This window comes from Stenotrophomonas sp. TD3 (genome assembly GCF_001939825.1).
GTDB lineage: Bacteria > Pseudomonadota > Gammaproteobacteria > Xanthomonadales > Xanthomonadaceae > Stenotrophomonas.
The window spans coordinates 144,512-158,319 of sequence record NZ_MOYM01000002.1 but is presented as its reverse complement, the minus strand read 5'-3'; the positions used below and the strand labels follow the sequence as shown (position 1 = coordinate 158,319).

Here is a 13,808-nt window from a genome sequence, read left to right as displayed (position 1 = left end):
TGGGGGCTCGATGGCGCCATCCATGGCGCCAACGGTCCTGCCAACCCACACCGCCCCACCCCCGACAGATTCCGTGTGACGGCTGGTAGATCCACGCCATGCGTGGATGAATCTCTGTCAGATATCGAATTCCAAATTGGGGTCGGATCCGTTTTCCTTCGGAAAACGGATCCGACCCCGTCGGCACGTCCAACAGCTCGCGAGAAACTGTCGAAGGCGGGGTGGGTCCGGTTGCGGGAGTGTCCGCGGCATGGATGCCGCGGCCAAGCCCCCATGGGTGAGAGTGCTTTGCTTGCGAAGCACTGCTTCGCAAGCGCCCGAACGCACAGCCGCCAGCGGCTGGGCCGGACCGCGGAGCGGGGTTTACGGCGTCTCCCGCAACCGGACCCACCCCGCCTACCCACAGATAGCCAGCTTTTGCAGTTGACGTTGATTCAGCGGGTGCAGGGCTGCAAGCCCTGCCGAACACCCCTCAACGCCTGGGCGCGAGCTGCTCGAGCATTTCCCAGGACTTCAGGCCGCGCGGCCCCAGGTGATGGGCCAGCACCCGCCGCATCGGCAGGCGCAGGCTGGCCAGGTCGGCGGCATCCGGCTCTTCATCTGCCGCCAAAGCCAGCAGCGCCGAGCCAGTGGCTGCTGCCCGGCGTTCCCCGCCGCGCTCGCTCAACAAGCGTTGCGCGCCCTCCTGCGGATCCAGTTCGTAGCGCGCCGCCGGGTCGATCGGCTGGCCATCGCTGGCACTGTCCAGCTCGAAGCCCAGCCCCAGTGCGGACAGCAGTTCGCGCTCGAAACGGCGCAGGGTCCAGGCCAGGCCGGCGCCCACCGCCAGACGCGCGCGTGCCTCGCCATAGGCGAGGTACAGCTCCGGCAGCGGGTCCTGGCGCGGGGCCAGGCGCAGGGTCAGTTCACTCAGGTAGAAGCCGGCCAGCATCGCCTGGCCGACCAGGCGTGGCGCGGCATCCAACGCCTCGGCACCACGCAGCTGGGCCAGTTCACCCCGCTGCTGGGCACTGAAGCGTATCCACTGCAACGGCTGCAGGGCAGCACGCAGTACCTGGCCCTTGGCAGTGGACACACCACGCGCGAGCAGGCCGATACGGCCATGCTGCGCGCTCAACACTTCGACCAGCAGGCTGGTCTCGCGGTAGGCCCGTGCGTGCAGCACGAAGCCGGTGTCGTCCTCGATCATCATCGAAGCGACCGCAACGCGTTACTCGTAACCGAAGGCCTTCAGCGCGGCCTCGTCGTCGGACCAGCCTTCACGCACGCGCACCCAGGTTTCCAGGAACACCTTGGCCCCGAACAGACGCTCCATCTGCAGGCGGGACTTGGCGCCGATCTCCTTCAGGCGGGCGCCGCCCTTGCCGATCACGATGGCCTTCTGGCCCTCGCGCTCGACCCAGATCACCGCACCGATGCGCAGCAGGTTGCCATCCTCGGTGAAGCGCTCGATCTCGACGGTGGTGGCGTACGGCAGTTCCTCGCCGAGCTGGCGCATCAGCTGCTCGCGCACCAGTTCACCAGCCAGGAAACGCTGGCTGCGGTCGGTGATCTCGTCCTCGCCGAACATCGGCGGGGCTTCCGGCAGCAGCTTCAGCACGTCGCGCACCAGCGCTTCCAGGCCGTTGCGCTTCTGCGCGGAGATCGGGTGCACGGCGGCGAAATCCCGACCTTCGGTCACCTGCTGCAGGAACGGCAGCAGCGCGCCCTTTTCCTTCAGGCGATCAATCTTGTTGACCACCAGAACGACCGGGATGCCGGCGTCGCGCAGCACGTTGAACGCCAGGCTGTCCTCTTCATCCCAGCGACCGGCTTCGATCACCAGCAGGCCGGCATCGACGCCTTCCAGCGAACCGCGCGCGGCGCGGTTCATCACCCGGTTCATCGCCCGCTTCTGCACCTTGTGTAGGCCGGGGGTGTCGACCAGCACCAGCTGGCCTTCCGGATAGGTGGCGATGCCCAGCAGGCGATGGCGCGTGGTCTGCGGACGGTTGGAGACGATGCTGACCTTGGCGCCGACCAGGGCATTGGTCAGGGTCGACTTGCCCACGTTCGGGCGGCCGATGACGGCCACGCTGCCGCAATGATGGGGAGTTTGTTCGCTCACTTGGAATCCAGTTGTTCTAGGACGGCCGCAGCCGCCTGTTGTTCGGCAAGCCGCCGCGAGGCGCCTTCGCCCTCGGTGCTGGCGGCCGGGTCGGCTACGTTGCAGCGTACCCGGAAGTGCTTGGCGTGGTCGTCACCGGATTCTGACACCAGTTCATACTGCGGCAACGCCTTCTGTCGGGCCTGCAGCCATTCCTGCAGGCGGGTCTTGGGGTCCTTCTCGGGCCGGCCGGAGGCCGGCAATGCCTCGATCGAAGCGCTGAACCAGGGCAGTACCACCGCCCGGCAGGCCTCGAAGCCGGCATCCAGATAGATCGCAGCCACCACGGCTTCCACCGCGTCGGCCAGGATCGAATCACGACGATGGCCGCCGGACTTCATTTCGCCCGGGCCCAGGATCAGTCGATCGCCCAGTTCCAGGGTACGTCCAATCACCGCCAGCGCGCCCTCACGCACCAGCTCGGCGCGGGCACGGGTCATCGCGCCTTCGTCAGCCTTGGGCCAGCGTCGGTACAACGCCTCGGCCGCCATCATGTTGACGATGCTGTCGCCCAGGAATTCCAGGCGCTCGTTGTGTGGCGCACCGGCACTGCGATGCGTCAGCGCCTGCTTCAGCAGCGCCGGGTCGCGGAAGGGATGACCGATCAGGTCACCACGTTGGAAAGGTTTATTCGGCACCGCTTCGGGTCAGGTCCTGGGATGAATCGAATTTGCCAACCACGTCCAGGTTGCCGACCAGCGGACGGCGCACTTCGTAGTTGACCTTGAGGGTCCAGCCATTGTCGCGACGGTCGAACTTCACGTTGGCCGGCTTCACGTTTTCCGAGTAGTTGATGTACAGGCGCTTGAAGAACAGATCCTGGATCCGGGCCGGCTCCATGCTGCCCACCCCAGGCTCCTTGGCCAGGCTCTTCATCGCCGAGCGCACCGCGTAATACTCCTGGTACATCGGGAACAGCTTCATGCCGATGTAAAGGAAGAAACCGACCACGATCAGGACCGCCAGGAACGAGGTCAGGGTCATGCCACGCTGCGTGTTCATCGTCTTCATTGCGTTCTCCCCAGATACGCGTTGGATGTGAAAATACTCGGTTGATGCCCGATCAGTTGATGCTCGAGCCGATCCGCGACGGCTCGAAGCCATCCTTGCAGAACCAGCCCTGGCAGTTCAGCCAGATCAGGAAGGCCTTGCCGCGCAGGTTTTCTTCCGGCAGCAGGCCCCAGAAACGGCCGTCGTCGCTGTTGTCACGGTTGTCGCCCATCACCAGGTACTTGCCGGCCGGCACGGTCCACTGGCCCTGGCCACGCGGGTAGTCGGTCTCCAGCACGGTGTGGGTACGGCCCGGCAGGTGCTCGACCAGCAGGTTGGCGCCCTCGCCCTGGCCCTTGTGGCCGGCATAGATGCCCTTGTTGTCGTACTTCAGCGGTTCGCCGTTGAGGATCACGCCGTCGCCTTCGAAGACCACGGTGTCACCCGGCACGCCGATCACGCGCTTGATGAAGTTCTCGCCCTTGGCCGGGTCGTTGTCGCTGTGGCCGGGGAAGTGGAACACCACCACGTCACCGCGCGACGGCTCGCCGAACGGCACGATCTTGGTGTTGCTGATCGGCAGGCGCAGGCCGTAGGAGAACTTGTTGACCAGGATGAAATCGCCGATCAGCAGGTTCGGCATCATCGAGCTGGACGGGATCTTGTACGGCTCGGCGATGAAACTGCGCACGATCAGCACGATCGCCAGCACCGGGAAGAACGCACGCGAGTAATCCACCAGCACCGGCTCGGAATCGAGCAGGCCCGCGCGCTGTGCGCGACGCTTGGCGAGATACAGCTTGTCCGCGAGCAGGATCAGGCCCGAGGCCAGGGTCAGCACGACCAGGAGGATCTCAAACAGTTTCATTCAGGGTCCTTTGCAACGTCACCAGACGACCGGCCCCGCGGGGCCGGTGCGGGCTTACTTGTTGTCCATCTGCAGGACGGCCAGGAACGCTTCCTGCGGAATCTCCACGCGTCCGACCTGCTTCATGCGCTTCTTGCCTTCCTTCTGCTTTTCCAGAAGCTTTTTCTTGCGCGAAACGTCGCCACCATAGCACTTGGCCAGCACGTTCTTGCGCATGGCCTTGACCGTGGTGCGGGCGATGATCTGCGAGCCGACGGCGGCCTGGATGGCCACGTCGAACATCTGCCGCGGGATCAGGTCCTTCATCTTCTCGCACAGCTCGCGGCCGCGGCGATCGGCATGGCTGCGGTGCACGATCAGCGACAGCGCATCGACCTTGTCGCCGTTGATCAGCACGTCCACGCGCACGAACGGGCCCGCGTCGAAGCGCACGAAGTGGTAGTCCAGCGAGGCATAGCCACGGCTGACCGACTTCAGCTTGTCGAAGAAGTCCAGCACCACCTCGGCCATCGGCAGTTCGTAGCTGATCTGCACCTGGCTGCCCAGGTAGTTGATGCCGATCTGGCTGCCGCGCTTTTCTTCGCACAGCTTGATGATGTTGCCGATGTACTCCTCGGGGGTGAGCACGTTGGCACGGATGATCGGCTCGCGGATCTCCTCGACCTGGTTCACCGGCGGCAGCTTGGCCGGGTTGTCCATGTTGATGATCGAGCCATCGGTCTTCAGGACTTCATACACCACCGTCGGCGCGGTGCTGATCAGGTCCAGGTTGTATTCGCGCTCCAGGCGCTCCTGCACGATTTCCATGTGCAGCATGCCAAGGAAGCCGCAACGGAAGCCGAAGCCCATCGCCTCGGAGCTTTCCGGCTCGAAACGCAGCGCGGCATCGTTCAGGCGCAGCTTGTCCAGCGCTTCGCGCAGGTCCGGGTAGTCTTCGGCATCGACCGGGAACAGGCCGGCGAACACGCGCGGCTGCATTTCCTGGAAGCCCGGCAGCGGCTTCGGCGCCGGATCGCCAGCCAGGGTGAGGGTGTCGCCGACCGGCGCACCGTGCACGTCCTTGATGCTGGCGGTGACCCAGCCCACTTCACCGGCACGCAGCGCCGGCAGCACCTTGCGCTTCGGAGTGAACACGCCAACGTTGTCGACCTGGTGGTTGCGGCCGGTCGACATCACCTGCAGCTTGTCGCCGGCCTTGATCTCGCCCTGCATCACGCGCACCAGCGAGACCACGCCCAGGTAGTTGTCGAACCACGAGTCGATGATCAGCGCCTGCAGCTTGTCGGTGTCGCGCGGTGCCGGCGGCGGGATGCGATGGACGATCGCTTCCAGCACGTCCTGCACGTTCAGGCCGGTCTTGGCGCTGACCGGCACGGCGTCGGAGGCGTCGATGCCGATCACGGCCTCGATCTCGGCCTTGGCGCGCTCGATGTCGGCGGTGGGCAGGTCGATCTTGTTGATCACCGGCACCACTTCCAGGCCCTGCTCCACCGCGGTGTAGCAGTTGGCCACCGACTGCGCTTCCACGCCCTGGGCCGCGTCGACCACCAGCAGCGCGCCTTCGCAGGCGGCCAGCGAGCGGCTGACTTCATAGGAGAAGTCGACGTGGCCGGGGGTATCGATGAAGTTCAGGTGGTAGGTCTGCCCGTCCTTGGCCACGTACGGCAGTGACACCGACTGCGCCTTGATCGTGATGCCACGCTCGCGCTCGATCGGATTGGAATCGAGCACCTGCGCTTCCATCTCGCGGGCCTGCAGGCCACCGCAGAGCTGGATGATGCGGTCGGCCAGCGTGGACTTGCCGTGGTCGACATGGGCGATGATGGAGAAGTTGCGGATGTTCCGCATCGAATCAGAAGACATAGGTGGCGGCGGCGCGCGGCGTCGTCAGGGTAACGGTCGATTATCGCACGCCCGGCGCCCTGCCGCGAAAACTGCCTCATCGGGCCGGACGCTGAACGACCGAAGCCCCGCCGGGGCGGGGCTTCGGGGGAGACGCAGGGGGCGCCGCAGCGCCCCCTGGCAGGCCTTACTGGCCGGCCTTGACCGCCACGAAGGCGCTGTTGCCATTGGCCGTGCGGACCAGCAGCATCACCACGTCGTCCTTCTTGAAGCTGGACAGCGCCCGGTTCAGGGCATCCACGCTGCCGACCGCGACGCGGCCGACCTGCAGGATCACCATGCCCGGCGACAGGCCGGCATCGCGCGCCGCCTGGCCCTTGACCCCGGTGATGCGCACGCCTTCGTTGCCGTTGAGCCCGAACTGCTTGCGCTGGGCCGCGTTCAGATCGCTGACGTCCAGCCCCAGCAGGGCAACGGCGCCGGTCTGCGGAGCCGCCTCGGCACCGCCGGCCGACGGCCCGCGGGCATTGGCCTGCCCGTCTTCACTCAGGGCGGTCAGCGTGGCACTGAGGTCATGCGGCTTGCCGTCGCGGTACACCACCAGGTTCACCTTGCTGCCCGGTGCCATCGCACCGATCAGCGGCGGCAGGTCGGACCAGCTGTTGACCGCGCTGCCGTTGACCGAGCGGATGACATCACCCACCTGCACACCGGCCTTGGCGGCCGCACTGCCGGCCACGATCTGGTTGACCAGGGCGCCACGGCTGTCCGGCAGGCCCAGGCCCTGCGCCTTCAGCGAATCGATCGGCTCGACCACCGCGCCGAGCTGGCCGCGGGTGACCTTGCCGCTCTTCTTGATCTGCTCGACCGCGCTCATCGCCAGGTCGATCGGGATCGCGAAGCTGATGCCCATGTAGCCGCCGGAGGCGGAGAAGATCTGCGAGTTGATGCCGACCACTTCGCCGCGGGTGTTCAGCAGCGGACCACCGGAATTGCCCTGGTTGATCGCCACGTCGGTCTGGATGAACGGCACGTAGCGCTGATCGGCACCGCCGGTACTGCGGCCCAGCGCGCTGACGATACCGGCCGTGACCGAGTGGTCGAGGCCGAACGGCGAACCGATCGCGACAACCCACTGGCCCGGCTTCAGGGTGTTGGAGTCACCCACGCGCACGGTCGGCAGGTTCTTGCCGTCGATCTTCAGCAGGGCCACGTCGTACTGCTGGTCGCTGCCCACCACCTTGGCGGTGAACTCGCGGCTGTCGCCCAGCTTGACCTTCACGTCACTGGCGTCGGCCACCACGTGGTAGTTGGTCAGCACATAGCCATCGGGCGAGATGATGAAGCCCGAACCCATGCCACGGCCCTTGATGCTGGGACCGCCATCCTGCCCACCCGGCCCCTGCCCCGGCATCGGGAAGTCAGGGCCAAAGAAGCGGCGGAAAAATTCCGGCATGTCATCGTCGCCCCCCATCGGGCCCCGCGAGGCCTGGCGGTTGTTGCGGACGATGGTGGTGTCGACGTTGACCACGCCCGGGCCAACCTGTTCGACCAGGTTGGTGAAGTCGGGCAGGCCGCTGACCAGCGGCTGCGCGGGAGCCCGCGGTGCCGCGGCCGGCGCAGGCTGGGTCTGGGCGGCAGGCGCCGGCGCCTGCGCGCAGGCCATCAGGGGAAGGGTCAGGGCCAGCAGGCCAATGGCCTGCGTGCGGAGTCGGGGAGTCATCGGACGGCAACCTCCGGGTCGGATGGAAAGAGGAATACGGGCCCCGCCGACGGCGGGGCGTGAAGGCGCCCGGCTCAGTCGCGCGGGCGCGGCGGCACCGGCAGGTCGTCCTGCAGGCGCGGCTCGAACGGGTAGAACGCGGCACCACCGGCATGGGCCGGGAAGCTGGCATTGAGCGCACCACCGGCGGCGGGCGCCAGGCTGGAGCGCGGCCATGGCCGGGCCTGCAGCCCACCGACCTCACCAAACGGCAGGTTGCGGTTGGCGTTGGCCGGCACGGTCGGGGTCAATGGTGCCTGCGTGGATGCCACGGCACGCTGCGGAAGATCGTCACGCTGGGCGGCACGCGCGGCCTGCTGGCTGCGGGTGGCACTGGCGCGGCGGGCATCCTGGCGGCGGCTGGCCGCCATCGCCACGGCCGGCGCAGCCACCACGGCCATTGCCGCGGTATCCACCGATGCCTCGGTGACCGGCGCCGGCTGGGTCGGTGCCGGCGCCAGCTGGGCCTCACTGGCGATCACCTGCGGTGCCAGCGGCTCGCCCGGCGTGGCTTCCTGCAGCTTCTCGCCGCCCATGAACAGCGCCACGGCCGCCACCGAGGCGGCCAATGCGGCACCACCGCCCCAGGCCCGCCAACCGCTGCGGCGCACCTGGCGACGGGGCTCGGCCTGCGGCACGGGCTCAGCGGCAACAGCGGCGGCCACGGCGGCGCTGAAACCGGCCGGTGCCAATGCCGAGGCCTGCCCGCGCATCACGTCGCCCAGCAGCTGCCAGCGCTCCTGGCAGCCGGCCAGTTCGGGGTCGTGCTCCATCCGGCGCAGCAGGAAGCGCGCTTCATCGGCGCCCAGCTCGCCATCGACCAGGGCCGACAGCTGCTCGCGATGGCGCTGGTCCAGGCGCTGCCCGGCGGGCGATTGATGGTTCTGCGATTCGTTGAACGGATTACTGGTCATACGCGGCTCTTCTCACGGGTGGCGCTGCCGATGTCCAACAGCGGCCGGAGTTCGGTGTCGATCGCCTCGCGCGCCCGGAAGATCCGTGAACGCACGGTGCCGATCGGGCACCCCATCTTCTGCGCGATATCCTCGTAGCTCAGGCCTTCCACCTCGCGCAGGGTGATCGCCGACCGGAGTTCTTCCGGCAGCGCGTTGACGGCCTTCATGACCGTCTGTTCCAGCTCCTGGCGCATCAACTCGCGCTCGGGCGTGTCGGTGTCGCGCAGGCGGGTACCGCTGTCGAACTGCTCGGCGTCACCGATGTCGATGTCATCGGTCGGCGGACGTCGATTGTGTGAAGCCAGGTAGTTTTTGGCGGTATTCACGGCGATTCGATGCAACCAGGTTGAGAACTGGGCATCGCCACGGAAACTTCCGATCGCGCGGTAGGCACGGATGAAAGTGTCCTGGGCGACGTCCTGACATTCGCTCCAGTCGGCGATGTAGCGACCGACCAGGGCCACGACCCGATGCTGGTACTTGCGCACCAGGACATCGAACGCGGCACTCTCGCCGTGCTGCACGCGCCGGACCAGCTCCAGATCCAGCTCCTGAGGTGTATCAACATCGGCCATGAGGGGCCGCACTCCTGTCAGCCCAACCGACGTCGGGCAATGAGACTGCCAATCCCGGGAAAAGTTCAGTCGCCGATCACCTGGCGCCGCACCAGCTTTTAACCACCGTTCCGTTAGCGTCCCGGTCCACGGCCATGGATCCGGGGGCGCCACTCCCCTGCTATTGGGATTTGACGCGGGGGAAACAACCTCTGGATCATAGCCGCTTCTCCATACACAACCGGATGGAACGTCCATGCTCTCAGGCTTCGATGGTCTCCGCTTCAGCCACTGGCACCCCGAGATCCGCGACGACGGCGTGGTGGTTCTCTCCCTGGATCGTCAGGACAGCAGCGTCAACGCGATGTCGCAGGATGTGCTGCTGGAACTGGGCGACCTGCTTGAGCGCATCGCGCTGGACCCGCCCAAGGGCGTGGTGATCCAGTCGCTGAAGAAGGCCGGCTTCATCGCTGGCGCGGATCTGAAGGAGTTCCAGGAATTCGACCGTCGCGGCACCGTCAACGACGCGATCCGTCGCGGCCAGGCCACCTACCAGAAGCTGGCCGAGCTGCCCTGCCCCACCGTGGCGGCCATCCACGGCCACTGCCTCGGCGGCGGCACCGAACTTGCCCTGGCCTGCCGCTACCGCGTGGCCTCCAATGACAGCAGCACCCGCATCGGCCTGCCGGAAACCCAGCTGGGCATCTTCCCCGGGTGGGGTGGCAGTGCCCGCCTGCCGCAACTGGTGGGCGCCCCGGCAGCGATGGACATGATGCTGACCGGCCGCACCCTGTCGGCCTCGGCCGCACGTAGCATCGGCCTGGTCGACAAGGTGGTGGCACCGGCAGTGGTGCTCGACACCGCCGTCGCACTGGCGCTGTCCGGCACCACCCGCCCGTTCAAGCAGCGCGCGACGGCCTGGGCGACCAACACCTGGCTGGCACGCACGCTGCTGGCACCGCAGATGGTCAAGCAGGTCGCCCGCAAGGCCAAGAAGGACCAGTACCCGGCGCCATACGCGCTGATCAGCACCTGGCAGCGCAGCGGCGGCAAGCCGATCCAGGCACGCCTCGACGCCGAACGGCGGGCCGTGGTGAAGCTGGCCAGTACGCCGACCGCGCGCAACCTGATCCGCATCTTCTTCCTGACCGAGCGCCTGAAGGGCCTCGGCGGTGGTGATTCCGGCATCCGCCACGTGCACGTGGTCGGCGCCGGCGTGATGGGTGGCGACATCGCCGCGTGGGCCGCCTACAAGGGCTTCGAGGTGACCCTGCAGGACCGCGAGCAGCGCTTCATCGACCCGGCCATGGAACGCGCGCAGGCGCTGTTCGCCAAGAAGGTGCGCGACGAGAGCAAGCGTCCCGCCGTGGCCGCGCGCCTGCGTGCCGACCTGGAAGGCAACGGCGTGACCGAGGCCGACCTGGTGATCGAAGCGATCATCGAGAACCCGGAGGCCAAGCGTGCGCTGTACCAGACGCTGGAACCGAAGATGAAGCAGGACGCGCTGCTGACCACCAACACCTCGTCGATTCCGTTGGTGGAACTGCGCGACCATATCCAGCGCCCGGCACAGTTCGCCGGCCTGCACTACTTCAACCCGGTCGCGCAGATGCCGTTGGTGGAGATCATCCATCACGACGGCATGGCGGCGGAGACCGAGCGCCGCCTGGCCGCATTCTGCAAGGCGCTGGGCAAGTTCCCGGTGCCCGTGGCCGGCAGCCCGGGCTTCCTGGTCAATCGCGTGCTGTTCCCGTACATGCTGGAAGCCGCCACTGCCTACGCCGAAGGCATCCCGAGCCCGGTGATCGACAAGGCTGCGGTGAAGTTCGGCATGCCGATGGGCCCGATCGAACTGATCGACACCGTCGGCCTGGACGTGGCCGCCGGCGTCGGTCGCGAACTGGCGCCCTTCCTGGGCCTGCAGATTCCGGCGGCGCTGCAGACGGTGGAACCGGACAAGCGTGGCAAGAAGGATGGCCAGGGCATCTACACCTGGGAGAACGGCAAGCCGAAGAAGCCGGACGTGGCCAGCGATTACCAGGCACCGGCAGATCTGGAGGACCGCCTGATCCTGCCGCTGTTGAACGAGGCAGTGGCCTGCCTGCACGAAGGCGTGGTGGCCGACGCGGACCTGCTGGATGCCGGCGTGATCTTCGGTACCGGTTTCGCCCCGTTCCGCGGTGGTCCGATCCAGCACATCCGTGCGGTCGGTGCCGATGCCATCGTGGAACGACTGAAGGCGTTGCAGCAGCGCCACGGTGACCGCTTCGCCCCGCGCCCGGGCTGGGACAACCCCGCCCTGCGCGAACCGGTGGTGTGATCGGCCGGGCCTGCGGCCCGGCACCCGCGTTTCAAGCCAAAGCCAGAGCCGGAGCAACAGCCGGCTCTGGCTTTTCTGTTTGGTGGGCGGGGCGGTGTCGGGTTGCGGGGACGCCGTAAACCCATCCTTGGGGGCTTGGCCGCGGCGTCCATGCCGCGGACACCCCGCAACCCGACACCGCCCCACCCCTGACAGTTTCCCGATGACGGTGAGCGAACAGCAAACCCGGTAGGTGTCGACCTTGGTCGACACCTGAGCGAAGCGACCGGCGTTTGATTTTGATTTTCTTTTTTCTTCTCCGTGGCTGGACAGCACACGGAAACCGTCAGAGGCCGGGCGGGTGGGTTGCGCAGGACCGTTGGCGCCATGGATGGCGCCATCGAGCCCCCATGGATGGGTTTACGGCGTGTCCTGCGCAACCCACCCGCCCGGCCAAGCGCAAGTCGACTAACAGTCGACTCTACCGATCGTTCAGCCACGAGGGGCTGCGCCGTTGGCTGGAACAACCTGTTACCCATACGGGGCATGTCCCCGTCACAGCTGCATGCGATGCTGACCACCTGATCCCTGCCAGCGAGAACGCCCGCATGACCACCATCATCGCCCCGCGCGTGCACGACATCGGCGGCCTCGAAGTCCGTCGCGCCGTCCCTACCCTGCAGGCTCGCAGCATCGGTTCGTTCGTGTTCGTCGACCAGATGGGCCCGGCACTCATGCACCCCGGCACCGCCATCGACGTGCGCCCGCATCCGCATATCGGCCTGGCCACGGTCACCTATCTGTGGTCGGGCGCCATCGGCCACCGCGACACCCTGGGCTCGGATCAGGTGATCCGCCCCGGTGACGTCAACTGGATGACCGCCGGCCGCGGCATCGCCCATTCCGAGCGCACGCCGCAGCCGGACCGCGACCATGACAACCCCATCCACGGCATGCAGACTTGGGTCGCGCTGCCGAAGTCGCATGAAGAGATCGAACCGGCGTTCTACCACCATGCCGCTGCCACCCTGCCCGAGCAGCGTCGCAACGGCGCGTGGCTGCGGGTGATCGCTGGCCGTGCGTACGGCGAGGAGTCGCCGGTGAAGGTGTTCGCCGATACCCTCAACGTGGCGATCGATCTCGACCCGGATGCGGAGATCGATATCGACGACGGCCACCGCGAGCGCGCGTTGTACATCCTCGAAGGCGAGGCGCAGCTGGATGGCGTGGATATTCCCGCGCAGCACCTGGTGATCCCCGAAGCCGGCGCACGTGGCCGCCTGCGCGCGAAGACGCCAGTGAAGGCGATGCTGTTCGGTGGCGAACCGCTGGATGGCCCGCGCCACCTGTGGTGGAACTTCGTGTCCAGCTCGAAGGAGCGCATCGAGCAGGCCAAGCACGACTGGGAAGCCGGCCGCTTCGGCACCATTCCCGGCGATGACAAGGAATTCATTCCCCTGCCGCAGTACTGAACATCGCGTGTTGCACACATCCGAAGGTGTATCCCTGCACCCGGCGTTGACACTACAGTCACCCGCTGATCATTGAAATGTGACATAAATCACACTTTCGACCGTCAAAGGAGTGCAACACATGAGCATGGGTAAACGCTTGTCCGCCGAGTTCCTCGGCACGTTCTGGCTGGTTCTGGGTGGCTGTGGCAGTGCGGTGCTGGCCGCCAAGTTCGGTGGTGACGGCAATCCGCTGGGTATCGGTTTCCTCGGCGTGGCGCTCGCCTTCGGCCTGACCGTGGTGACCGGCGCCTATGCGTTCGGCCATATCTCCGGCGCGCACTTCAATCCGGCGGTCAGCGTCGGACTGTGGGCTGGCGGTCGTTTCCCGACCAAGGACCTGGTGCCGTACATCATCGCCCAGGTCGCCGGCGGCCTGCTGGCCGGCTTCATCCTGCTGCAGATCGCTTCCGGCGCCAGTGGCTTCGCCATCGATGGCAGCCAGGCCGGCGCGTTCGCCAGCAATGGCTATGGCGCGCTGTCGCCCGGCGGCTACAGCGTGGCGGCCGCCTTCCTGTGCGAAGTGGTGCTGACCGCGGTGTTCCTGATCGTGATCATGGGTTCCACCCACGGCAAGGCGCCGGCCGGTTTCGCACCGCTGGCGATCGGCCTGTCGCTGACCCTGATCCACCTGATCAGCATTCCGGTCACCAACACCTCGGTGAACCCGGCCCGCTCCACCGCCGTCGCATTCTTCGCCGGCAGTGGCGCGGTCAGCCAGCTGTGGCTGTTCTGGGTCGCCCCGCTGCTGGGCGGCGCGATCGGCGGCATCATCTACAAGTGGATCGGCAGCGACCGCTGATCCACGCGGCACCCATTGCGGCCGACCCTCGGCCGCAATGGTTACTTCTGTAACCGCGAATTGTGCGATCGCTCACGT

General features: G+C 66.8%; 12 protein-coding genes. 3 read left to right on the top strand and 9 right to left on the bottom strand.

The features are described from left to right. Positions 1–472: 472 nt before the first annotated feature. The 9 genes from recO to rpoE all read right to left on the bottom strand — a co-directional run bounded on the left by recO (position 473) and on the right by rpoE (position 9,139). Positions 473–1,192 (bottom strand): DNA repair protein RecO, encoded by a 720-nt coding sequence (recO, locus tag BKE09_RS17580; RefSeq protein ID WP_049447075.1) that lies wholly within the window; start codon positions 1,190–1,192, stop codon positions 473–475. 18 nt (positions 1,193–1,210) lie between these two features. Beyond that, a complete protein-coding gene (gene era, locus BKE09_RS17575) occupies positions 1,211–2,107 on the bottom strand; it encodes a GTPase Era (protein WP_005410599.1) in 897 nt (298 codons plus the stop codon). Next, on the bottom strand, positions 2,104–2,784 hold the full coding sequence (gene rnc / locus BKE09_RS17570; protein ID WP_075676956.1) for a ribonuclease III: 681 nt from the start codon (positions 2,782–2,784) through the stop codon (positions 2,104–2,106). The genes era and rnc overlap by 4 nt, the downstream gene beginning before the upstream one ends. Beyond that, entirely contained in the window at positions 2,774–3,157 is a 384-nt protein-coding gene (locus BKE09_RS17565; RefSeq protein ID WP_014038086.1) for a DUF4845 domain-containing protein, read from the bottom strand. Before BKE09_RS17565 ends, rnc begins: the two co-directional genes overlap by 11 nt. A 52-nt stretch (positions 3,158–3,209) precedes the next feature. Continuing rightward, entirely contained in the window at positions 3,210–4,004 is a 795-nt protein-coding gene (gene lepB / locus BKE09_RS17560; protein WP_014038087.1) for a signal peptidase I, read from the bottom strand. Positions 4,005–4,058: 54 nt separating this feature from the next. Continuing rightward, positions 4,059–5,852 carry a translation elongation factor 4 gene (gene lepA, locus BKE09_RS17555; protein WP_014038088.1) on the bottom strand — a complete coding sequence of 598 codons (1,794 nt, stop codon included), beginning with the start codon at positions 5,850–5,852 and terminating at the stop codon, positions 4,059–4,061. A gap of 181 nt (positions 5,853–6,033) precedes the next feature. After that, entirely contained in the window at positions 6,034–7,569 is a 1,536-nt protein-coding gene (locus BKE09_RS17550; protein WP_014038089.1) for a DegQ family serine endoprotease, read from the bottom strand. A gap of 74 nt (positions 7,570–7,643) precedes the next feature. Further along, positions 7,644–8,522 carry a sigma-E factor negative regulatory protein gene (locus BKE09_RS17545; RefSeq protein WP_075676954.1) on the bottom strand — a complete coding sequence of 293 codons (879 nt, stop codon included), beginning with the start codon at positions 8,520–8,522 and terminating at the stop codon, positions 7,644–7,646. Continuing rightward, a complete protein-coding gene (gene rpoE, locus BKE09_RS17540; RefSeq protein WP_014038091.1) occupies positions 8,519–9,139 on the bottom strand; it encodes an RNA polymerase sigma factor RpoE in 621 nt (206 codons plus the stop codon). Before rpoE ends, BKE09_RS17545 begins: the two co-directional genes overlap by 4 nt. A gap of 235 nt (positions 9,140–9,374) precedes the next feature. On the opposite strand from rpoE, the gene BKE09_RS17535 reads away from it, so the two are divergent. The 3 genes from BKE09_RS17535 to aqpZ all read left to right on the top strand — a co-directional run bounded on the left by BKE09_RS17535 (position 9,375) and on the right by aqpZ (position 13,730). After that, on the top strand, positions 9,375–11,438 hold the full coding sequence (locus BKE09_RS17535; protein ID WP_075676952.1) for a 3-hydroxyacyl-CoA dehydrogenase NAD-binding domain-containing protein: 2,064 nt from the start codon (positions 9,375–9,377) through the stop codon (positions 11,436–11,438). Between the two features lie 587 nt (positions 11,439–12,025). After that, positions 12,026–12,889 carry a pirin family protein gene (locus BKE09_RS17530; RefSeq protein ID WP_049427674.1) on the top strand — a complete coding sequence of 288 codons (864 nt, stop codon included), beginning with the start codon at positions 12,026–12,028 and terminating at the stop codon, positions 12,887–12,889. Between the two features lie 121 nt (positions 12,890–13,010). After that, positions 13,011–13,730 carry an aquaporin Z gene (gene aqpZ, locus BKE09_RS17525; RefSeq protein WP_049443042.1) on the top strand — a complete coding sequence of 240 codons (720 nt, stop codon included), beginning with the start codon at positions 13,011–13,013 and terminating at the stop codon, positions 13,728–13,730. Positions 13,731–13,808 lie beyond the last annotated feature (78 nt).